21 protein-coding genes and 1 pseudogene are annotated in these 21,378 nt (G+C 72.4%); 10 read left to right on the top strand and 12 right to left on the bottom strand.

Annotation, left to right across the window (positions count from 1 at the left end; all coding sequences use genetic code 11):
- The first annotated feature begins 17 nt into the window (after window positions 1-17).
- Together OO68_RS16095 and OO68_RS16090 are read left to right on the top strand one after the other, a co-directional pair.
- Window positions 18-1,004 carry an ABC transporter ATP-binding protein gene (locus tag OO68_RS16095; protein ID WP_033309032.1) on the top strand — a complete coding sequence of 329 codons (987 nt, stop codon included), beginning with the start codon at window positions 18-20 and terminating at the stop codon, window positions 1,002-1,004.
- Window positions 991-1,905: an ABC transporter permease gene (locus tag OO68_RS16090; protein WP_033309031.1), complete on the top strand. Its 915-nt coding sequence runs from the start codon at window positions 991-993 to the stop codon at window positions 1,903-1,905. Before OO68_RS16095 ends, OO68_RS16090 begins: the two co-directional genes overlap by 14 nt.
- A 3-nt stretch (window positions 1,906-1,908) precedes the next feature.
- Here OO68_RS16090 and OO68_RS16085 read toward each other — a convergent pair whose 3' ends face one another.
- From OO68_RS16085 to OO68_RS16075, 3 genes are all read right to left on the bottom strand, one after another.
- A complete protein-coding gene (locus tag OO68_RS16085) occupies window positions 1,909-2,490 on the bottom strand; it encodes a flavodoxin family protein (RefSeq protein WP_033309030.1) in 582 nt (193 codons plus the stop codon).
- Window positions 2,491-2,575: 85 nt separating this feature from the next.
- On the bottom strand, window positions 2,576-3,682 hold the full coding sequence (locus OO68_RS43100) for an amidase family protein (RefSeq protein WP_106974350.1): 1,107 nt from the start codon (window positions 3,680-3,682) through the stop codon (window positions 2,576-2,578).
- A 26-nt stretch (window positions 3,683-3,708) separates the two neighbouring features.
- A complete protein-coding gene (locus OO68_RS16075; protein WP_033309028.1) occupies window positions 3,709-4,212 on the bottom strand; it encodes a DUF6668 family protein in 504 nt (167 codons plus the stop codon).
- A gap of 159 nt (window positions 4,213-4,371) precedes the next feature.
- Between OO68_RS16075 and OO68_RS16070 the strand changes: the two genes are divergently transcribed.
- Window positions 4,372-5,823, top strand: a complete 1,452-nt coding sequence (locus OO68_RS16070) for a hypothetical protein (protein ID WP_033309027.1) — start codon at window positions 4,372-4,374, stop codon at window positions 5,821-5,823.
- Window positions 5,824-5,838: 15 nt separating this feature from the next.
- Here the strand turns inward: OO68_RS16070 and OO68_RS16065 are convergent, their stop codons facing one another.
- Both OO68_RS16065 and OO68_RS16060 read right to left on the bottom strand, forming a co-directional pair.
- A complete protein-coding gene (locus OO68_RS16065; protein ID WP_033309026.1) occupies window positions 5,839-6,789 on the bottom strand; it encodes a M28 family metallopeptidase in 951 nt (316 codons plus the stop codon).
- Between the two features lie 152 nt (window positions 6,790-6,941).
- Entirely contained in the window at window positions 6,942-7,415 is a 474-nt protein-coding gene (locus OO68_RS16060) for a VOC family protein (RefSeq protein WP_033309025.1), read from the bottom strand.
- 21 nt (window positions 7,416-7,436) lie between these two features.
- Here OO68_RS16060 and OO68_RS16055 point away from each other — a divergent pair, with 21 nt between their 5' ends.
- On the top strand, window positions 7,437-8,060 hold the full coding sequence (locus OO68_RS16055; RefSeq protein ID WP_051814666.1) for a CGNR zinc finger domain-containing protein: 624 nt from the start codon (window positions 7,437-7,439) through the stop codon (window positions 8,058-8,060).
- Between the two features lie 61 nt (window positions 8,061-8,121).
- Window positions 8,122-8,523: pseudogene (locus OO68_RS45475) on the top strand (MFS transporter); the annotation flags it as partial.
- On the opposite strand, the gene rarD reads toward OO68_RS45475, so the two are convergent.
- Window positions 8,448-9,398, bottom strand: coding sequence for an EamA family transporter RarD (rarD, locus tag OO68_RS16050; protein WP_439332893.1), 951 nt, complete (start codon window positions 9,396-9,398; stop codon window positions 8,448-8,450). The pseudogene OO68_RS45475 and the gene rarD sit on opposite strands and share 76 nt — an antisense overlap.
- Window positions 9,399-9,585: 187 nt before the next feature.
- A complete protein-coding gene (locus OO68_RS16045; protein ID WP_033309023.1) occupies window positions 9,586-10,440 on the bottom strand; it encodes an SDR family oxidoreductase in 855 nt (284 codons plus the stop codon).
- Between the two features lie 91 nt (window positions 10,441-10,531).
- On the opposite strand from OO68_RS16045, the gene OO68_RS16040 reads away from it, so the two are divergent.
- A complete protein-coding gene (locus tag OO68_RS16040; RefSeq protein WP_033309022.1) occupies window positions 10,532-10,912 on the top strand; it encodes a winged helix-turn-helix transcriptional regulator in 381 nt (126 codons plus the stop codon).
- A gap of 30 nt (window positions 10,913-10,942) precedes the next feature.
- Here OO68_RS16040 and OO68_RS16035 read toward each other — a convergent pair whose 3' ends face one another.
- The 5 genes from OO68_RS16035 to OO68_RS16015 form a co-directional block, all read right to left on the bottom strand.
- Window positions 10,943-12,022: a 2-oxoacid:ferredoxin oxidoreductase subunit beta gene (locus tag OO68_RS16035; protein ID WP_033309021.1), complete on the bottom strand. Its 1,080-nt coding sequence runs from the start codon at window positions 12,020-12,022 to the stop codon at window positions 10,943-10,945.
- On the bottom strand, window positions 12,015-13,943 hold the full coding sequence (locus OO68_RS16030; RefSeq protein ID WP_033309020.1) for a 2-oxoacid:acceptor oxidoreductase subunit alpha: 1,929 nt from the start codon (window positions 13,941-13,943) through the stop codon (window positions 12,015-12,017). The genes OO68_RS16035 and OO68_RS16030 overlap by 8 nt, the downstream gene beginning before the upstream one ends.
- A gap of 175 nt (window positions 13,944-14,118) precedes the next feature.
- Entirely contained in the window at window positions 14,119-14,778 is a 660-nt protein-coding gene (locus tag OO68_RS16025; protein WP_280922504.1) for a LuxR C-terminal-related transcriptional regulator, read from the bottom strand.
- Window positions 14,779-15,006: 228 nt separating this feature from the next.
- Window positions 15,007-16,368: a sensor histidine kinase gene (locus tag OO68_RS16020; protein WP_033309018.1), complete on the bottom strand. Its 1,362-nt coding sequence runs from the start codon at window positions 16,366-16,368 to the stop codon at window positions 15,007-15,009.
- 110 nt (window positions 16,369-16,478) lie between these two features.
- A complete protein-coding gene (locus tag OO68_RS16015; RefSeq protein ID WP_033309017.1) occupies window positions 16,479-17,687 on the bottom strand; it encodes a sensor histidine kinase in 1,209 nt (402 codons plus the stop codon).
- A gap of 225 nt (window positions 17,688-17,912) precedes the next feature.
- On the opposite strand from OO68_RS16015, the gene OO68_RS16010 reads away from it, so the two are divergent.
- From OO68_RS16010 to OO68_RS15995, 4 genes are read left to right on the top strand one after another with little or no spacing between them, the layout of a single operon-like run.
- Window positions 17,913-18,320 (top strand): NADH-quinone oxidoreductase subunit A, encoded by a 408-nt coding sequence (locus OO68_RS16010; RefSeq protein ID WP_031116983.1) that lies wholly within the window; start codon window positions 17,913-17,915, stop codon window positions 18,318-18,320.
- Window positions 18,311-18,925, top strand: a complete 615-nt coding sequence (locus OO68_RS16005) for an NADH-quinone oxidoreductase subunit B (protein WP_033309016.1) — start codon at window positions 18,311-18,313, stop codon at window positions 18,923-18,925. The genes OO68_RS16010 and OO68_RS16005 overlap by 10 nt, the downstream gene beginning before the upstream one ends.
- A complete protein-coding gene (locus OO68_RS16000) occupies window positions 18,922-20,412 on the top strand; it encodes an NADH-quinone oxidoreductase subunit C (protein ID WP_033309015.1) in 1,491 nt (496 codons plus the stop codon). Before OO68_RS16005 ends, OO68_RS16000 begins: the two co-directional genes overlap by 4 nt.
- Window positions 20,409-21,377: a complex I subunit 1/NuoH family protein gene (locus tag OO68_RS15995; RefSeq protein ID WP_033309014.1), complete on the top strand. Its 969-nt coding sequence runs from the start codon at window positions 20,409-20,411 to the stop codon at window positions 21,375-21,377. Before OO68_RS16000 ends, OO68_RS15995 begins: the two co-directional genes overlap by 4 nt.
- Window position 21,378: the final 1 nt, after the last annotated feature.

The following is a 21,378-nucleotide window of genomic DNA, read 5'->3' as shown; positions in this document are numbered from 1 at the left end:
AGAGAACGAGGAAGCCGATGGGCGAGGTGTCCGCCGGGGAACCGGAGCAGCCTGGGACGCGGGCCGAGGCCGGGGAACCGGTCATCGCCACCCGCGCGCTCACCAAGCGCTACCGCGGCGGACAGCTCGCCGTGGACGGTCTCGACCTGACCGTCCCGGCGGGCAGCGTCTTCGGCTTCCTCGGCCCCAACGGCTCCGGCAAGACCACCACCATCCGCATGCTGATGGGGCTCATCGAGCCCACCTCCGGCACGGCCCGGGTGCTCGGGCAGCCCATGCCCCGCGCCACCCGCGCCGTGCTGCCGCACGTCGGCGCCCTCATCGAGGGCCCGGCCCTCTACGGCTTCCTCTCCGGCCGCGACAACCTGATCCGCTACGACAGCGCCGACCCGGCCGCCGACCCGCGCACCCGGCGCACCCGGGTCGCCTCGGCCCTGGACCGGGTGGGCCTGACGGCCGCGGCGGGCAAGAAGGCCAAGGCGTACTCCCTGGGCATGAAACAGCGGCTGGGCCTCGCGGCGGCGCTACTCCAGCCGCGCCGGCTGCTCGTCCTGGACGAGCCCACCAACGGCCTCGACCCGCAGGGCATGCGCGAGATCCGCGCCCTGGTCCGGGAACTGGCCTCGGACGGCACGACCGTCTTCCTCTCCTCCCACCTCCTCGACGAGATCGAGCAGGTCTGCACGCACGCGGCCGTGATGGCCCAGGGCCGGCTGATCACGCAGGGCCCGGTCGCCGAGCTGTCCGCCGGGGCGCGCGGCCGGCTGGTCGTGACCACGCCGGACCCGGCGGACGCGGCCCGGATCCTGAAGGAGCAGGGCGTCGCCGACGTCGTCGTCACCGACGACCGGGTGACCGGCGAACCACCGGAGCGCGACCTCGCCGAGGTGACCGCCGCGCTGGTGACGGCCGGGGTCCGGGTACGCGGCCTCACGGTCGAACGGGCCTCGCTGGAGGACGCGTTCGTGGCGCTGACGGGGGAGGGTTTCGATGTCGCGGGCTGAAGCGAGCGCCTCTCAGGGGAGCGGGGAACTGCGCGACCGGTCACGGACGGCCCGCCTGCGCCGCACCACCTTCCGTGCCACCCTGCTCCGCAACGAGCTGCTCACCACGTTCCGCCGCTGGCGCACCCTGGCCCTCCTTGCGGTGCTGGCCGCCGTCCCTGTCCTCGTGGGCATCGCGGTGAAGATCGAGACCGGCGACGGTTCGGCGGCCGGTCCCGGAAGCGGTGGCGGACCCGCCTTCATCTCGCAGATCACCAACAACGGCCTGTTCCTCGTCTTCACCGCCCTGGCCGCGACGCTCCCGTTCTTCCTGCCGATGGCGGTCGGCGTCGTCGCGGGTGACGCGATCGCCGGCGAGGCCAACTCCGGCACGCTGCGCTATCTGCTGGTCGCCCCGGCCGGCCGCAGCCGACTGCTGCTCACCAAGTACGCGACGGTGGTGGTCTTCTGCCTGGCCGCCACGCTCGTGGTCGCCGTCTCGGCGCTGACGGTCGGGGCGCTGCTCTTCCCGCTGGGTGACCTGACGACCATCTCCGGCACGCAGATCAGCTTCGCCGAGGGCCTGGGCAGAGCCCTGCTGATCGCCCTGGCCGTCGCCGCGTCACTGATCGGCGTCGCCGCGCTCGGCCTGTTCGTCTCGACCCTGACGAGCAGCGGCATCGCGGCGATGGCGACGACGGTCGTCCTGCTGATCACGGTCCAGATCCTCGACCAGATCCCGCAACTGCACGCCCTGCAGCCGTACTTCTTCTCCCACTACTGGCTGTCCTTCGCCGACCTCATGCGCGAGCCGGTCTACTGGGACGAACTGGCGAAGAACCTCGGCCTCCAGGCCCTGTACACGGCGGTGTTCGGGTCGGCGGCGTGGGCGCGCTTCACGGCGAAGGACATCACCGCCTAGCGCTCAGTCCTCGTACAGGAACCTGGCCAGGGGCGCCTCCTGCTCGAAGAAGGTCTTGGCGCGGGTCAGGGCGGCGTCGTCGGTCAGTACGTCACCGGGCTTGCTGCCGTTGCCGAGCAGCACCCCGCCGAAGCGCATCCCCAGGTACGCCGCCGAGTTGTGCAGCGTCCCGACGAGCGGGTCGGCGACCACCTCCTGGGTGTGCGCGAGGGCGGTGACGCCCCACAGGGTGCGGCCGGCCATGGTCGCCTTGAAGTCGAGGCCCGGTGTGCGCAGCCAGCCCGACCAGTAGTCGAGGTAGCGCTTGGTCTGCGCGGAGACCGAGTACCAGTACAGGGGCGAGACGATCACGATGTCCGTCGCCGCGAGCGTCGCGTCCAGCAGCCGGGCCACGTTGCCCTCGGTCGGGCGGACGTGGTCGCTGTCGTGCCGCAGGTCCTCGAAGTCCGGCACCGGATGCCCGGTGAGGTCGATCCACTCCTGCTCGACGTCCGGGGGCAGTTGCTCGGCGGCCCGGCGGGCCAGCAGCTCGGAGTTGCCCTCGGCGCGAGCGCTGCCCAGGACGAAAAGGAAACGGCGGGTCATGGGTGCCCCTCTGCAAACTCGGCGAACGGCGGTAGCATGCGTGTGCATCATATGCGTGCGCAAGTAAATCCGCCAGGGGTGCCCGTCACGCCTCCCGCGCCACCGTCAGCAGCAGCGCCTCCCGCCCCCGCGGCGCCACCAGTTGGAGACCGGCCGGGCAGCCGTCACCGCCGAAGCCCGCGGGCAGGCTCAGCGCGGGGTGGCCGCTCAGGTTGAACCCCCAGGTGAGAGAGGTGGAGTAGCGGTCCCCGGGCCCCTCGTGACCGTGCGGGGCGGTGGGCGCCGTCGGGGTCAGCAGGAGCTCGGCCTCGGCGAACAGCCCGGCCAGCCGCCCGTCGTTCTCCGCACGGACCCGCTCGGCCCCGGCCGGGTCGGAACCAGGGGTGCGCAGGGCCAGCCAGGCCGGGCCGGGGTCCATCAGCCGCAACGGCACCCGCGGCCGTACCAGCCGTACGACCCCTGCCCCAACGAGCCGCTCCACCGCGGCCCTCGCGAGCGCGACGGGCTCCGGGTCGGGATCGGCGAAACCCAGGTCGGGCGACCAGACAGCCCGGACGGGGAGGGCCGCCGCGGCCGGTGCCCGCTCCCCGGACACCGCCGTCCACCACAGCCCGGCATCCGACGCCGAGCGGGCGAGCACCCCGGGAACCGCGAGCCCCGTACGGTCGCCCGACGGCAGCCGTCCGCTCGTCGTCTTCAGGCCCACCACCCCGCACCACGCCGCCGGGATGCGCACCGACCCGGCCCCGTCGCCGCCCGTCGCCAGCGGCACCAGCCCGGCCGCCACGGCCGCCGCGGCCCCGGCCGACGAGCCGCCCGGCGTCCGGTCGGCCCGCCACGGATTGACGGTCCGGCCGTGGGCCCCGAGCCCCCACGTCTGCCAGGGCGTTCCCGGCCCGGGCACCGAGGTCGCCCCCACGGGCACGCAGCCGGCCGCGAGCAGCGGACCCGCCGCGCTCAGCCCGTTTCGCCCCTTCACGGCGACCGGCACGCCGGCCAGCGGCAGGGAGACGTCCGGGGCCCGCCGGTCGAGTCGCACGTCCACCTCGCGCGCCCGCCGCAACGCCTCGTCGCGCCACACCGCGGCGAACGCGCACAGCTGCGGGTCGGTCCGCTCGATCCGCTCCAGGGCCTCCGCGGCGACTTCCGCCGCGCGCAGCTCCCGGGCCCGTACCCGCGCCGCGATCTCCACGGCCGACAGGTGGACGCCCTGGGTCGTCAGCGTGCCGCTCCCGTCAGCCGGGCCAGGGCTTCCGTCTCGCGCGGCGGGCGGCCCAGTTCACCGAGGCGCCAGGACGGCACCCACGGCACGCGGTAGACGTCGATGACCGACTCCAGCGACCTGACCCGCTGGGCGAGCGGACGCGGCAGCCGGCCCGGGGCGTCCGCCACGAGGACGATCGCGTCCAGATCGAGCCCCGGCGGAGCCTGGCCGCGCCGGAAGATCTCCACCGCCCCGGCGGCCCTGTCCAGCCCGGCCGCGTGCGTCCGCGCGACCAGCAGCACCGACGGGGGATCGCCGGGCCCGGGCCAGGACCGGCCGCTGTCATGGCCGCCGTAGACAGCGGCGAGCGTGGAGACGCCCGCGCCGCCGTGCAGGCCGACCCAGGAGAAGCGCCGCGCCGCGGCATGGGCGTGCGCGGGCTCCGGCGGCCCCGGCTCCGGGCTGGTCACCGGGCCGCGCAGCCAGATCTCCGGCCCCTGTCGCATGCCTGTGTGCATGCCCCTCTCCTCCCTCGTACGCCCGGTCTTCATGCCCTCGGTAACGACCGTGCCGGGGCCGGCGTCCCTTGGGACGAGCCTGTGACACCGTGGTGACGTGAGAAACGGGGGCGAGCGGACACACTCGACAGTAGGTGTACGACGCCCAGTGAGGGGACGATGTCGCGACTCAGCCGCGAGAAGAAGCGGGAACAGAAGCAGGCCGCACACGCGGCGACCCCGGCGGCGCCGATCGACGTCCATGTCCCCGGGCCCGGCACGGACGTGGGAGGGGTCACCGGGGTGTCCGACGGCGCCTCGGTCGGTGGTGTCCCGGTCTTCGCCGCTCCCGGTGAGGAGATCCAGCGGGCCGTCCTGAACCGCCTCCACCACATCGCCCTCGCCACGGGCCACCCCGTCCTCGCCACGATCCGCGACGAGCGCATCGGCTACGTCGTACCGCTCCAGGTCGATCCGGACGGCTCCAGCCACTTCACGGCCGAGCCGGTCGCCACGGCCCCGCCGGAGCCGCAGCGGCACGCGCGAGGCGAGGCAACCCGTACGCCTCCGGGGCCGCAGCCCGCCCGCGGCGAGGCAACCCGTACGCCTCCGGGGCCGCAGCCCGCCCGCGGCGAGGCAACCCGTACGCCTCCGGGGCCGCAGCCCGCCCGCGGCGACGCCACCCGTACGCCCCCCGAGCCGCAGCACGCCCGGAGCGAGGCCACGGCCCCGCCCGAGCCGCAACGCCCGCGCGGCGACAGTGCCACGCACGTGCTGCGTCCCACGCCGGAGTCCGGCCGCGGCGCGACCCCGACGTTTCCGCTGCGGGCCGTGCCCGAGCCGCAGCCGGCCGACGGAGTAGTACCGACGTTCGAGCTGCGCGCCGTGCCGGATCGGGCCGGGGCCGCGCCGGAAGACACGCCGCCGGCCCCGGGCGCGGGGACGCCGCCCGGCACCGTAGCTCCGCCCACGGGCGAGTTCGGCCCGCCTCCGCCCATGGACGCGAGGCCGCTCCCGGTTCCCGAGGCCCAGCCGGCTCCGCGGCCCGCACCGGTCCCCGAGGACGCCCTGATCGCCGCCGACCCCGACCCCAAGCCCACGCCTCCGCGCGGCTTCGACGCCGTCGCGGAGGCCGTGCTCGGGGACGAACCCCTCACCGCCCCGGGCGATCCCGCCGCCCCCGCGCTGCTCGCGGAGCCGATCGCGCGGATCAACGAGGCGGTGAAGGAGGGCAGGATCGAAGCGGCGTCCGGGCTGGCGGAGCAGACCCTCGTGCAGGCGTCCGCGACGCTCGGGCCGGAGCACCCGGAGGTGCTCCGGCTGGGCGAACTCACGGCGTACATCGCCTACTTGGCGGGCGACCCGCTCCGCGCCTTCCGGCTGTCGCTGGACCTGGCCGGTGCCCGCCGCCGGGCCGGCGACCCGGAGGCCGCCTTCGGCAACGTGGAGAGCGCGGCCACCGCCTGGCGCGCGGTACGCGACCCGGCGCTCGGGCTGGAGCTGGGACGCGACCTGATCGGCCTGTGGACGGAGCTTGCCGCCGAGGACGGCCCGGCCGCCGAGGAGGTCGAGCAGCTGGAGTCGGCCCGCGCCCGCATGGGCCGCCTCACCGAACGCGCCCGCAACCAGTAGGCGCTGTGCCGGGGACTACTCCGACAGCTCCCACACCGCGTGCGCCAGGGCGTCGCTGTTGCGGTTCAGTGCCGTGTCGTTGATGTTGGCGGTGGTGTCGCAGGAGGAGTGGTAGCAGCGGTCGAACGCCCGTCCGGCCGTACCGCCCCACTTGGCCGCCTGCGCCGCCGTCATCGTCCGGCTCGCCCCGGTGAACAGACCGCCCACCGGCACGCCCGCGCTCTTGAAGGGCGCGTGATCGGAACGGCCGTCGCCCTCGGTCTCGATCTCGGTCGGGACGCCGATGCCGCCGAAGTAGTCCTTGAAGGTCTTCTCGATCGCCGGGTCGTCGTCGTAGACGAAGTAGCCGGGGTTCGGGGAGCCGATCATGTCGAAGTTCAGATAGGCGCTGATCCGCGAACGGTCGCCGGTGGTCAGCCGGTTGACGTAGTAGCGGGAGCCGACCAGACCGAGCTCCTCCGCGCCCCACCAGGCGAACCGCAGGTGCTTGGTGGGCTTGTACTGCGCCCGGGACACAGCCAGGGCGGCCTCCAGGACGGCGGCCGACCCGGAGCCGTTGTCGTTGATGCCGGCTCCGGAGGAGACGCTGTCGAGGTGCGAGCCGGCCATCACGACCTGGTTCGCGTCGCCGCCCGGCCAGTCGGCGATCAGGTTGTAGCCGGTGCGGCCGGAGGCGGTGAACTGCTGGATCGTGGTGGTGTATCCGGCCGCGTCCAGCTTGGCCTTCACGTAGTCGAGCGAGGCCTTGTACCCGGCCCGGCCGTGCGCCCGGTTGCCGCCGTTGGCGGTGGCTATGGACTGCAGCTGGGACAGGTGGGCCTTGACGTTCGCCACGGGTATGTCCGGCGCGGCGGCCGCTCTGGAGGGAGCGGAGGACGCGGCGTCGGCCACGGCGCCGCCGGTCAGGAGCATGGCGGTCGCCATGCCGCCCGCGGCGGCGGCGCGCGCGGAAACGGAGAGCTTCATGTGGGGGCTCCGGATGCCGTGGGGAAGCCCGTGGGATGTCCACGGGCCGCCCACAGTGATTGGGGTGCCTGGATGGTGAAGCTGGTACTGACTCTCCGTCAAGGTGCTGATTCGGCCAGGGAGTTACGGAGCGCAGGGCTCCGGAGCGCCTGTCATTGCACGCAGAACTCGTTTCCCTCCGGGTCCGCCATCACCACCCACTCGCCGCCCGGCTCCTTCACCCGCCGCAGCGCGCTCGCCCCGAGCCCCTCCAGCCGGGCGACCTCCTCCTCGCGCCGCCCCTCGCCCGGGTGCAGGTCGAGGTGCAGCCGGTTCTTGACCGTCTTCGCCTCCGGCACCCGCTGGAACAGCAGCCGCCGCCCCAGCCCGGTCCCGCTCTCCTCGTCGAAGGAGTCCTCGGGGTGCCGTACGGCGATCAGGTCCCGGAAGGCGCGGCGGCCGTGGAACTCGACCGTGGCCTCCTCCGGCAGAGCGCCGAAGCCGAGCAGCTTCTGGATGAGGGCGCTGTTGTCCTCGACCTCGTAGCGCAGGGCGGCGGCCCAGAAGTCGGCCTGGGCGTGCGGATCGTTCGCGTCGACGACGAGCTTCCAGTGCACGGGAGCCGGTGATGCGGGTGTCTGCGTCATGTAACCACTTATACTGGTTAGATGAGTGGACGCGCCGGGGAAACGCCGGATCGCACGCCCGGTCTGATCCTGGTCTCGGGCGAGGGCAAGCCCTACCGTTTCGACCCCGGCGCCCTGTGCCTGGAGCTGACGACGACGGGCGGCCCCGGCCTCTTCGCCCGCTGGGAAGTGCTGCACGAACCGTCCGACCTGGTCACCTGGGCCGGGCTGAGCCGGCTGCCGGACGGGCTGGACCTCACCGTCTCCCCCGGGGAGCTGGAGCGGGCGCGCATCCTGCGCGACGCCGTGTTCCTCCTGGCGGCCGACCGAGCCCACGGCCGCCCCCTGCGGGCTTCCCACCTGGACGTCGTCAACGCCGCCGCGGCCGCGCCGCCCCTGGTCGCCCGCATCGGGCCCGACGGCACCCGCTCCTGGGCCACGGGCGCCACCGGTACCCAGCTCCTCGCGACCGTCGCCCGCGACGCGATCGACCTGTTCACCGGGCCCTACGCCGACCGGATCCGCGAGTGCGGCGCCCACAACTGCCACCTGCTGTTCGTCGACACCTCCCGGCCGGGCCGCCGCCGCTGGTGCGCGATGGAGCACTGCGGGAACCGCGAGAAGGTCCGGGCGCACCGCGCCCGCCGCGCCCCTACGAAGCCGTAGCCTCCGCGGCCTCGGCCGCACGGGTGTCGTACGCGGTCCGGGCCTGCGCGATCTCCTCCTGGTGCTCTTCCGTATCGACGCCGTCCTCGCGCCGACGCTCACGCCCCGACTGGTCACCCGCTTCGGCAACGCCCGGGTGATCGCCGGCGGCTTCCTCCTGGCCGTGGCCTCCTACGCGCTGTTCCTGCCGGTCGGCATGGACTGGTCCTACGCCATGATGTTCCCGACCCTGCTGCTGAGCGGTCTCGCGTTCGCCCTGGCCTACGGGCCGCTGACCATCGCGGCGACGGACGGCGTGGACGAGTCGGAGCAGGGTCTGGCGGGCGGGCTGCTGACCACGGCCACCCAGTTCGGCTCCGCGATCGGTATCTCGGCGGTGACGGCGGTCTACGGCCTGGCGTCCACCGGGTCCGGCCCGCAGGCCACGCTCTCGGCGTTCCGCGCGGCACTGACCGTGCCGGTCGCCCTGGTCGTGCTGGGCACGCTGATCTCGTTGGTGAGCGTGCGGGAGGCCCGGCGGGCGGTGCGCAAGGCGTCCCAGGTGAGCAGCGTCAACGCCAGCCACACCAGCGCGAATCCGGCCCAGCGCTCCGGCGGCATCTCCTCGTGGAAGTAGAGGACGCCGAGCAGGAACTGAAAGACCGGCGTCAGGTACTGGAGCAGGCCAATCGTGGACAGGGGCACGCGGATGGCGGCGGCGCCGAAGCAGACCAGGGGCAGCGCGGTGACGATGCCGGCCGAGGCGAGCAGCGCCGCGTGCCCCGCGCCCTCGGCCGCGAAGGTGGAGTCGCCGCGCGTTGAGAGCCACACCAGGAAGCCGAGCGCGGGCAGGAACTGGATCGCCGTCTCGGCGGCCAGCGACTCGATGCCGCCGAGGCCCACCTTCTTCTTGACCAGCCCGTACGTGGCGAAGGAGAACGCCAGGCAGAGCGAGATCCACGGCGGCTGCCCGTAGCCGACCGTCAGCACGACGACCGCGACGCCGCCGGTCCCGACCGCCGCCCACTGCGCCGACCGCAGCCGCTCCTTCAGCAGCAGCACGCCCATCGCGATGGTGACCAGCGGGTTGATGAAGTACCCGAGCGAGGCCTCGACGACGTGCCCGGAGTTCACGGACCAGATGTACAGGCCCCAGTTGACGGTGATGACCGCCGCGGCGACGGTGATCAGCGCCAGCTTGCGCGGCTGCCGCAGCAGCTCGCCGGCCCAGGCCCAGCGGCGCAGCACCAGCAGGGCGGCGGCTACGAAGACCAGCGACCAGACCATCCGGTGGGCCAGGATCTCCATCGCGCCGGCCGGCTTCAGCAGGGGCCAGAACAGGGGGACCAGGCCCCACATCCCGTAGGCCGCGAAGCCGTTCAGCAGTCCTATGTGCCGCTCACCCCTCGGCTTGCCGGTCACGTGCCCCTCCTTCGTGCCTGGCGTGCGTCCGCGTTCACGACGGTAACGCCGGGCACCCCCGGCTGTCATGTCCGTATCGGCATACGGTCATGACAGTTCGGGGGTGGTGTGACGCGGGGGAGCGTCAGCCCTTGAGCGCGGCGGCGATGGCGTCGGCTAGCGGGGTGGTCGGTCGGCCGGTCAGGCGGGACAGGTCACCGGTGGAGACGACCAGTTCGCCCTTCTCGATGGAGGCGTCGACGCCCGCGAGGATCTGCGCGAGCGGCTCGGGCAGGCCCGCACCGGTCAGGATGCCGGCGAGCGCTTCGGGGGAGACGGCGTTGTAGGCGATGTCCTTGCCGGTCTGCCGGCTCAGCTCGGCCGCGTACTCGGCGAAGCTCCAGGGGGTGTCGCCGCCCAGCTCGTACGTCTTGTTCTCGTGCCCCTCACCGGTCAGCACGGCGACGGCGGCAGCGGCGTAGTCGGCGCGTGAGGCGGAGGAGACCTTGCCCTCACCGGCGGCGGCGACGACCGCGTTGTGCTCCAGCACGGGGGCGAGGTTCTCGGTGTAGTTCTCGTGGTACCAGCCGTTGCGCAGCAGCGCGTAGGGCACGCCGGAGCCCAGCAGGATCTCCTCGGTGCCGCGGTGGTCGTCCGCCAGCGCGGCGGTCAGGGTGCCGGGGGCGCTGGTGTAGGCGAGCAGGGCGACACCGGCGGCCTCGGCGGCGTCGATGACGACCTTGTGCTGCTGCACACGGCCCTTGTCGAACTCGTTGCCCGAGATCAGCAGCACCTTGTCGCCCGCGGAGAAGAGGTTGTCATAGGAGGCGGGGTCGTTGTAGTCGGCGAGGGCGATCTTCACACCGCGGTCCGCGAAGTCGGCGGCCTTCTCCGCATTGCGCACGACCGCGGTGATCTGCTCGGCGGGGACCTTCTCCAGCAGCTGCTCCACGACGTGGCGGCCGAGGTGCCCGGTGGCTCCGGTGACGACGATGCTCATGGTGAGGACTCTCCTTGTGGGGTGCGTTGGCACTAACCCTAGGAGATGCGCTAACTATCGGAAAGTACCCACTTTGAAGTAAGGTACTGGCATGGCGGTAAGTGACAACGAAGCCCTGTGCCCGTACCGGCTCGTCCTGGAGCACGTGACCAGCCGCTGGGGCGTGCTCGTCCTGATCGAGCTCCTGGACCGCCCGTACCGGTTCAGCGAACTGCGCCGCGCGATCAGCGCCTACGGCGGCCGGGGCGTCAGCGAGAAGATGCTCACGCAGACCCTCCAGACCCTGGAGCGGGACGGACTCGTCCACCGCGACGCCAAGCCGGTCATCCCGCCGCGCGTCGACTACTCCCTCACCGGCCTGGGCCGCGAGGCCGCCGAGCAGGTGCGGGCCCTGTCGCAGTGGACGCACGACCGCATGGACGACGTGGAGAAGGCGCGGCGGACCTATGACGAGACCCGGGCCGCGTCCTAGCGCCCCGGGCCTCGTCGGGTGTCCGGCAGGTCAGCCCACGACCGTCCAGGTGTCGCCGCCCGCCAGCAGCGCGCCCAGGTCGCCCTTGCCGTGCTGCTCGATCGCGGTGTCCAGCTGGTCGGCCATCTGCGTGTCGTAGACGGGCCGCTCGACGGAGCGCAGGACACCGATCGGCGTGTGGTGCAGCGTGTCCGGATCGGCGAGGCGCGACAGCGCGAACGCCGTGGTCGGGGACGGGGAGTGCGCGTCGTGGACGAGCACCTGGTCCTCGTTGTCCGGCGTCACCGTGACCACCTTCAGATCACCCGTCAGCGGGTCCCGCACGACCCCCTTGGCCAGGTCCGCGCCGAACCGGATGGGCTTGCCGTGCTCCAGCCGGATCACGGCGTCCTCGGCCTGCTGCTTGTCCTTCAGGGCGTCGAAGGCACCGTCGTTGAAGATGTTGCAGTTCTGGTAGATCTCGATCAGCGCCGTGCCCTGGTGGGCGGAGGCCTGGCGCAGCACCTCGGTGAGGTGCTTGCGGTCGGAGTCGACCGTGCGCGCCACGAACGAGGCCTCCGCGCCGATCGCCAGCGACACCGGGTTGAACGGCGCGTCCAGCGAGCCCATCGGCGTCGACTTCGTGATCTTCCCGACCTCGGAGGTCGGCGAGTACTGGCCCTTGGTCAGACCGTAGATCCGGTTGTTGAAGAGGAGGATCTTGAGGTTGACGTTGCGGCGCAGCGCGTGGATCAGGTGGTTGCCGCCGATGGACAGCGCGTCGCCGTCACCGGTGACGACCCACACCGACAGATCCCGGCGGGAGCTCGCCAGACCCGTGGCGATGGCGGGGGCGCGGCCGTGGATGGAGTGCATCCCGTAGGTGTTCATGTAGTACGGGAAGCGGGAGGAGCAGCCGATGCCCGAGACGAAGACGATGTTCTCCTTCGCCAGCCCCAGTTCGGGCATGAAGCCCTGCACCGCGGCGAGGATGGCGTAGTCGCCGCAGCCGGGGCACCAGCGCACTTCCTGATCGGACTTGAAGTCCTTCATCGACTGCCTGCCCTCGGCCTTGGGGACGAGGGAGAGCGACTCGACGGTGCCCGTGCCGTGCGTGGACGTCTCAGCCATCGATGGCCTCCTTCAGAGCCGCGGCGAGCTGCTCCGCCTTGAACGGCATGCCGTTGACCTGGGTGTACGAGTGGGCGTCGACCAGGTACTTCGCCCGGATGAGCGTGGCGAGCTGCCCGAGGTTCATCTCGGGGATCACCACCTTGTCGTAACGCTCCAGCACGGAGCCCAGATTCCGCGGGAAGGGGTTGAGATGGCGCAGGTGCGCCTGCGCGACGGACTCCCCGGCCCTGCGCAGCCGCCGTACCGCCGCCGTGATCGGCCCGTACGTCGAGCCCCACCCCAGGACCAGCGTCTTCGCCCCGTGGGGATCGTCCACCTCGACGTCCGGGACGTCGATGCCGTCGATCTTCGCCTGCCGGGTGCGCACCATGAAGTCGTGGTTGGCCGGGTCGTAGGAGATGTTGCCCGTGCCGTCCTGCTTCTCGATGCCGCCGATCCGGTGCTCCAGGCCCGGCGTGCCCGGGATCGCCCAGGGGCGGGCCAGCGTCTGCGGGTCCCGCTTGTACGGCCAGAACACCTCGGAGCCGTCGTCGAGCGTGTGGTTCGGCCCCTGCGCGAACTGCACCCGCAGATCCGGCAGCTCCTCGATGTCCGGGATCCGCCAGGGCTCGGAGCCGTTGGCCAGGTAGCCGTCGGACAGCAGGAACACCGGCGTGCGGTACGTCAGCGCGATCCGCGCCGCCTCCAGCGCGGCGTCGAAGCAGTCCGCCGGGGTGCGCGGCGCCACCACCGGCACCGGCGCCTCGCCGTTGCGTCCGTACATCGCTTGCAGCAGGTCCGCCTGCTCGGTCTTGGTCGGCAGGCCCGTCGACGGGCCGCCGCGCTGGATGTCCACGACCAGCAGCGGCAGCTCCAGCGAGACAGCCAGACCGATCGTCTCCGACTTCAGCGCCACACCGGGACCGCTCGTCGTGGTCACGGCCAGCGAACCACCGAAGGCCGCGCCCAGCGCGGCCCCGATGCCTGCGATCTCGTCCTCCGCCTGGAAGGTCCGCACGCCGAAGTTCTTGTGTTTGCTCAGCTCGTGCAGGATGTCCGAGGCCGGGGTGATCGGGTACGACCCCAGGTACAGCGGCAGATCCGCCTGCCGGCTCGCCGCCACCAGCCCGTACGACAGGGCGAGGTTGCCGGAGATGTTGCGGTAGAGACCCGGCGGGAACGCCGTGGCCGCCGGGGCGACCTCGTAGGAGACGGCGAAGTCCTCCGTCGTCTCGCCGAAGTTCCAGCCGGCCCGGAACGCGGCGATGTTGGCCGCCGCGATGTCGGGCTTCTTCGCGAACTTCGACTTCAGGAACTTCTCCGTGCCCTCGGTGGGCCGGTGGTACATCCAGCTCAGCAGGCCCAGCGCGAACATGTTCTTGCTGCGCTCGGCCTCCTTGCGGCTGAGGTCGAACTCCTTCAGCGCCTCGACCGTGAGCGTCGTCAGCGGCACGGGGTGCAGGTGGTAGCCGTCCAGCGACCCGTCCTCCAGCGGGGACGTCTCGTAGCCGACCTTCTGCATCGCCCGCTTGGTGAACTCGTCGGTGTTGACGATCACCTCGGCGCCGCGCGGCAGGTCGCCGATGTTCGCCTTCAGTGCCGCCGGGTTCATCGCCACCAGCACGTTCGGCGCGTCGCCGGGCGTGAGGATGTCGTGGTCGGCGAAGTGCAACTGGAAGGACGACACACCCGGCAGGGTCCCGGCGGGCGCCCTGATCTCGGCCGGGAAGTTCGGCAGCGTCGACAGGTCGTTGCCGAACGACGCGGTCTCCGAGGTGAAACGGTCACCGGTGAGCTGCATACCGTCACCCGAGTCCCCCGCGAACCTGATGATCACCCGGTCGAGGCGACGGACATCCTTCGCGCCCGCCGCTTTGCGCTGCTCTCCTACGACTGCTCCGTCGGCCTGCTCCGCTGGGCTACTGACCTGGCTGGTCACTGAACTGGGCCTCCCTCGAGGACGCTGTCCGGGACAGGCCCTCCCGCAGGCCCTCCCAGGATCAACCCTACGACCGCGGGGGTCGCCTTCTTTGTGTCATTCGCATCTTGGACACGACTTTGGGGCGATCATGCGTCCGGTTATGTCCGGGTCTCCCGCCTCAGCGGGTGAAACGTCACGACTTGAGGTACGTGAGCACGGCCAGCACCCTGCGGTGGTCCCCGTCGCTCGGGGACAGCCCCAGCTTCAGGAAGATGTTGCTGACGTGCTTCTCGACCGCCCCGTCGCTGACCACGAGCTGCCGCGCGATCGCCGAGTTCGTCCGTCCCTCGGCCATCAGCCCCAGCACCTCACGCTCCCGCGGGGTGAGCCCCGCCAGCACGTCCTGCTTACGGCTGCGGCCCAGCAGCTGCGCGACCACCTCCGGGTCGAGCGCCGTACCGCCCTCCGCCACCCGCACCACCGCGTCCACGAACTCCCGCACCTCGGCAACCCGGTCCTTCAGCAGATAGCCGACACCCCGGCTGGAGCCCGCGAGCAGCTCCGTGGCGTAGCGCTCCTCCACGTACTGCGACAGCACCAGTACCCCGAGCCCCGGGTGCGCCTTGCGCAGCTGCACCGCCGCCCGCACCCCCTCGTCGGTGTGCGTCGGCGGCATCCGCACGTCCGCCACGACCACGTCCGGCAGGTCGCCCTGCGCGTCCAGCTCCGTGATGGTCTTGATCAGCGCCTCACCGTCACCGACACCGGCGACGACGTCGTGCCCGCGGTCCGTCAGCAACCGGGTCAGGCCCTCCCTGAGCAGCACTGAATCCTCGGCGATGACCACCCGCACCCTGTCCTCCACGATGTCCGGCCCCCCACAGCCCGATGCCGCCCGTCCGCAGCCCACAACGGCTCCGCGCCCACCCGTGCGACGGGTCCAGCATTTCAGGATCGGAGGGTGAATGGGGACGGGAGCGGCTTCTTGACTGGCCGATCGGGTGGTGAGGGAAAGACGGGGGACCGGAGGCGACGGCCTCCGGCCCTGTCACGGCGCGCGGGGGCCGGGCCCCCGCGGAGGTCACCGCACGTGCTCCCCCCGCCACGGCAGCTCCGCGGTCACCCGGGTCGGCCCGCCCGCCGGCGAGTCCACCACCAGTATCCCGTCCACCGCGTCGAGCCGGTCCGCCAGCCCCGCGAGCCCCGACCCCTCGGAGACGTCCGCCCCGCCCACACCGTTGTCCACGACCTGCAACATCAGCCGGTTCTCCGTCCGCCACACCTCGACGCCCGCCCAGGTGGCCCGCGCGTGCTTGCTGACGTTCTGCAGCAGCTCCGACACCGTGAAGTACGCGATGCCCTCGATGGCCGGCGCCGGCCGCTCCGCCAGGTCGACCTCGACCCGCACCGGCACCGTGCACCGCGACGCCACCGCCGACAGCGCCGCGTCCAGCCCCCGGTCCGTCAGCACCGCGGGATGGATCCCCCGGGCCAGGTCGCGCAGCTCCTGGAGCGCCGTCTTCACCTCGCCGTGCGCCTCGTCCACCATCCGCGCGGCCGCCTGCGGATCCTCTTGCAGCTTCTCCTTCGCCAGCCCCAGGTCCATCGCCAGCGCCACCAGCCGGGCCTGCGCCCCGTCGTGCAGGTCCCGCTCGATGCGCCGCAGGTCGGCCGCGGCCGTGTCCACCACGACCCCCCGGTCCGACTCCAGCTCCACCACCCGCGACGCCAGCCGCGACGGCCCGAGCAGCCCGTGCACCAGCAGCCGGTCCACCATCGTCAGCGCCCGCACGATCCACGGCGAGGCGATCGTGAACAGCAGCCCCACCAGCGCGGTCACCGTGATCTCGAAGGGGTTGTCGAGGTAGATCCGGTGCGTCTCGTCGCCGTAGAGCTGGATCCCGTCCTGACCTGCGTACACCGGGAACACCCAGAACCACAGCGGGTACGTCAGCAGCGCCCAGCCCAGCACCCACACGTTCACCGCGACGACGAACGAGAACACCGCCCAGGGCAGGTGCAGCACCGCGTACAGCAGGGCCCGCCACGAGGCCCCGCTCTTGAGCACGGCCCCCATCCACGCCATCGCGCCCGGCCCGTTCCTCCGCAGCGGCTCCGGTTCGGCCACCTCCAGGCCCAGCAGTCCCCGCGCCCGCATCCGCTCCAGCGCTCCGAAGCCGCGGCACCCGGCGAGCCCCGCCGCCAGCACCGGAATGCCGAGGAACGTGACCAGCAGTCCCGCCCCCAGCGACACCATCGTGACCGCGTAGGTGAACAGCAGGATGCTGATGGGCAGGCTGAGCAGCACGTGGGTGAGCTCCAGCCAGGTGCGCGGCTCGACCGGCGCCCGCAGCGCGGCGGGCAGCCGGTGCCGCCGTTCGGTGCTCCCCGGGAACCCGGGCCCGCTGTCGAGCCCGTACCGCTGTCCGTACTCCGTGGCCATCGGCGCCGTCCTTCTCCTCGTCCCGCGGCTGTGCTCCGGTACCTCCACCCTGCTCCACCGCAGGCCGGCGGACCATGGAGTCCGTCGGCGTCTCGGGCGGGGGGTTTTCCCTACCCCCGGGCCCCGGACCGGTCCCGCCAGGGCAGTTCCGCCGTGACCGTCGTCGGGCCGCCCACGGGCGACTCCAGGACGAACAGCCCGTCGACGGCGTCCAGCCGCTCCGCCAGGCCCTTCATCCCCGTACCGCCGTCGAGGCTCGCGCCCCCGCGCCCGTCGTCCCACACCTGGATGAGCAGCCGGGTCTTCGTCCGCCACACGTCCACCGAGGCCGACCTCGCCCCGCTGTGCTTGCTGACGTTCTGCAGCAGCTCCGAGACCGTGAAGTAGGCGATGCCCTCGATGGCCGCGGCCGGCCGCTCCGGCAGATCGACCGTCACCTTCACCGGGACCGTGCAGCGCGAGGCGACCGAGGACAGGGCCGCGTCCAGACCCCGGTCGGTCAGGACCGCCGGATGGATGCCGCGCGCCAGATCCCGCAGCTCCTGGAGCGCCAGCTTCACCTCGCCGTGCGCCTCCTCGACCATCGCCGCCGCCGCGTCCGGATCCTCCAGCACCTTCTCCTTGGCCAGGCCGAGACCCATGGCCAGGTTGACCAGCCGCGCCTGCGCCCCGTCGTGCAGGTCCCGCTCGATGCGCCGCAGGTCGGCCGCGGCCGTATCGACCACGACCCCCCGGTCCGACTCCAGCTCGGCGATCCGCCGCTCCAGCTCGTCGGAGGGCGACAACAAAGCCCGCACCATGGCCCGGTCGGCGTTGGACAGCCCCCGCGCGATGAACGGCAGCACCGGCCACAGCACGAACAGCGACACCAGCGTGACGGTGAAGGTGAGCACGCCCCACGGCAGCCGGATGAACTCGTACAGCACCGTGCGCCAGCCCACCGGGTCCTTCAGCTGCATCCACAACCGCTGGAAGAAGCCGCCCCCGCCGCGCAGCCGCAGCCGGCTCGGCTCCTCGATCCGCACCCCGAGCAGCGCCCGGGCCCGCGCCCGCTCCATCCTGCCCAACTGCCGCGCACCCACGAGTCCGGCCGCGAGCAGCGGGAATCCGACCACCGTGACGGTCAGCCCGAAACCGATGGACATCATCGTCACGACATAGGTGAAACCGAGCAGCGCGACCGGCAGGTTGGCCAGCAGGTGCGCGATCTCTTTCCAGGTGTGCCGGTCACAGGCGAGCCGGGCGGGCGGCGGACGGTCGTCCGGCCCGGCGGCCCCCCGGGCCGCCGTCGTGCCCGGGGACGGGATGCGTTGGGTCATATGCGTTAGCGTGCCCGGCGGCGGGCGACGGCGCCATGAGGTGGACCGCCAGGATCGACTGAGGAAAACCCCACCCCCGCATGCCAGGCGGTGACGGGCTGCTTACCCTGCCCTTATCAGGGCCTAGACTCCCGTGCGTACAGATCGTCGAACGGGCGGCATCCGCGTGAGCCGCAGCAACGTCGCACGATCCAGGTCCGAATTCTGAGGGAGCGAGGGACGGACGTGCCGGAACCGACCGTCGTCACCACGACCGTCGTCGCGGCGGACTACTTCCAGTCCTATTCGGTCGTCGGACTGCTCGCCGTCGTCGGCGTGCTGTTCGTCGCCGTCGCGTTCGGGGCCGGCCGCCTGCTGCGGCCCGTGGTCCCCACTCCGGAGAAGCTCCTGACGTACGAGTGCGGCGTCGACCCCGTCGGCGAGGGCTGGGCCCACACCCAGGTCCGCTACTACGTGTACGCCTTCCTCTACGTGATCTTCGCCGTCGACTCGATCTTCCTGTTCCCCTGGGCGACCGTCTTCGCCGCCCCCGGCTACGGCGCGACGACCCTGGTCGAGATGTTCATCTTCCTCGGCTTCCTGGCCGTCGGCCTGCTCTACGCCTACAAGAAGGGCGTCCTGACATGGACGTGAACCCCTCGGCGCCCGAGCCCGTCCTGCTGCCCGAGCCCAAGCGGCTGGGCGCCCTGGCCCGCCTCGCGCCCGAGCCGATGAAGGTCGTCCTCAACTGGGGCCGCCGCTACTCCCTCTGGGTCTTCAACTTCGGCCTCGCCTGCTGCGCGATCGAGTTCATCGCCGCGTCGATGGCCCGCCACGACTTCATCCGCCTCGGCGTCATCCCGTTCGCCCCGGGCCCGCGCCAGGCCGACCTGATGGTGGTCTCCGGCACCGTCACGGACAAGATGGCCCCGGCCGTGAAGCGCCTCTACGAACAGATGCCGGAGCCGAAGTACGTCATCTCCTTCGGCGCGTGCAGCAACTGCGGCGGCCCCTACTGGGACTCCTACTCGGTCACCAAGGGCGTCGACCAGATCATTCCGGTGGACGTGTACGTGCCCGGCTGCCCGCCGCGTCCCGAGGCGCTGCTCCAGGGCATCCTCAAGCTCCAGGAGAAGATCGCCCGCGAGTCGCTGGGGGAGCGGTACGGCAGCGGCGCCGGCCGGCCTTCCGCGGCGGCACTGCAGAGCGGACTGGTGCGGCCTCCCGCACCGGAGCCGACCTCGGGGGAGGGGCGATGACCGCCGTCGGCTGGCTGCCCTCCGACGCCGAGGAGCTCTTCGGCCCCGACGCCACGGCCGAGGAGTCCTACGAGGTCCTGACCGTCGACGTACCGCCGGCCTCCTGGATCACCGCCCTGGAGACCGCCCGCGACCGCCTCGGCTGCACCTACTTCGACTGGCTCAGCGCGGTCGACGAACCGGGCACCGGCTTCCGTGTCTCGGCCCACGTCGCGGCCCTGTCCCCGCTGCGCCGCCTCCTCGTGCGTACGACGGTCCCGCACGAGGCTCCCGTCCTGCCCTCCGCCGTCGGTGTCTACGCCGGTGCCGCCTGGCACGAACGCGAGACGTACGAGATGTTCGGCATCACCTTCGAAGGCCACCCGGCGCTGGACCACCTGCTCCTGCCGGAGAACTTCGAGGGGCACCCCCTGCGCAAGGACTTCGTCCTGGCCGCCCGCGTCGCCAAGGCCTGGCCCGGTGCGAAGGAACCGGGCGAGTCGGAACACGGCGGCCCCAAGCGCCGCCAGATGCTCCCGCCCGGCGTCCCCGACCCCAACGAATGGGGCCCCCTCAAGGGCCAGCTCCCCCCGGCCCCCGCCCGCCCGGCCCGCGGCGCGGCACGTGCGGCGGGGGAACGTCCGGTGCGTCGTACCCGCTCGGCATCAGGGGGCTCGGCGAGCCAGGCGGCCGCGGGTACGGAGGCTCCGGCCGTCGGGCCGGCGACTTCCGCCGCCGGTGTGGAGACGCCGGCCGCCGGTGCGGGTACGTCGGCTGCCGGGGGCGAGGCTCCAGTCGCTGGTGCGGACGGTTCAGCCTCGGTGCGGCGTTCGCGTTCGGCTGCGGAGGGTTCCGCGAGTCAGTCCGCTGCTGGTGCGCAGGCTCCGGCTGCCGCGCGGCGTTCGCGCTCCGCGGCGGAGGGGTCGGCGAGCCAGTCCCCGCCCGGCGAGCCGACCGCTCCGGCCCCGACGGGACCGCGGCGCAACCGCTCCGTGTCGGAGGGCTCGGTGTCGCAGGGTGCGGTGTCGCAAGGGGCGGCGAATCAGCAGCCCAGCGGCGATCGGACGTCCGCGTCGCCGGGCTCCGAGTCCGCGATGCCGGGCTCCGAGTCCGAGGCGCCGACCTCCGAGCCTCCGACGCCCGGGGCATCGGCTCCGTCCGCGGGACCGCGCCGGGCGCGCAGTGTGTCGGAGGGCAGCGCGAGTCAGAGGGCCGGGTCCGACCGCGGGGACAGCCGTCCGGGCCGGACCTCTACCACTGCCCGCGGCTCGGACGCCCCCTGGCACCACGCCCGTCCGGCCTTCGACGAACCGGCTCCCGAACCGTCGCCGGAGGCAGCGCAGTTGCCGGATCCAGAACCGTCGAACGGGTCACAGGCCTCCGAGCCCGCGGGCGCCCCGGAGCCCTCGGGCGACTCGAAGGCAGCCCCGGACGCTCCCGCCAGCCCGGACACGGACACCTCCGAGAACCCAGACACCCCCGAGGAACCCGCAGGAGGCCCGCGGTGAACGACGTGCTCGACGTCGCCCTGCGACTCCTGGTCGTCTTCGTCGTCTTCCTCACCTTCCCCCTGGTCATCGGCCAGACCGAACACAAGGTCATGGCCCACATGCAGGGCCGCCTCGGCCCCATGTACGCCGGCGGCTTCCACGGCTGGGCCCAGCTGATCGCCGACGGCGTGAAGTTCGCGCAGAAGGAGGACGTCGTCCCCGCGGGCGCCGACCGCCGCATCTTCCAACTGGCCCCCGCCGTCGCCCTCCTGCCCTACCTCCTCGTCCTGCTCGCCATCCCCATCGGCCCCGGCGAGGGAGCCGTCGGCCAGGTGGTCGACGCGGGCGTCTTCTTCGTCCTGGCCGTCATGGGCGTCGGCGTCCTCGGCTCGCTCATGGCCGGCTGGGCGTCCGCGAACAAGTTCTCCCTGCTCGGAGGTCTGCGCACCGCGGCCCAGCTCCTCGCCTACGAACTCCCGATGCTGCTGACGGCGGCCTCCGTGGCGATGGCGGCCGGCACCGTCTCCCTCCCCGGCATCCTCGACGCCTTCGAGTGGTGGTGGCTGCCCTGGCAGATCGTCGGCGCGATCGTCTTCTTCGTGGCCGGCCTCGCCGAACTCCAGCGCCCGCCCTTCGACATGCCGGTCGCCGACTCGGAGATCATCTTCGGTGCCTACACCGAGTACACGGGCCTCCGTTTCGCTCTCTTCCTCCTCGCCGAGTACGCCGGAATCGTCGTCCTGTGCGGCCTGACCACCGTCCTCTTCCTGGGCGGCTGGCACGGCCCCTGGGGCGCCGACGGCCTCGGCTGGGTCTGGACCCTGCTGAAGACCGCGGTCCTCGCCTTCCTCGTGATCTGGCTGCGCGTCACCTACCCCCGTCTGCGCGAGGACCAGCTCCAGAAGCTCTCCTGGACCCTCCTCGTCCCCCTCGCCCTCGCCCAGATCGCCCTCACCGGCGTCGTCAAGGTGGTGATCCAGTAAC

The sequence above is a fragment of the Streptomyces iakyrus genome (genome assembly GCF_000717055.1).
Taxonomy (GTDB): Bacteria; Actinomycetota; Actinomycetes; order Streptomycetales; family Streptomycetaceae; genus Streptomyces; species Streptomyces iakyrus.
The sequence above is the reverse complement of the archived record's forward strand: the minus strand, read 5'-3'. Positions and strand labels throughout refer to the sequence as shown.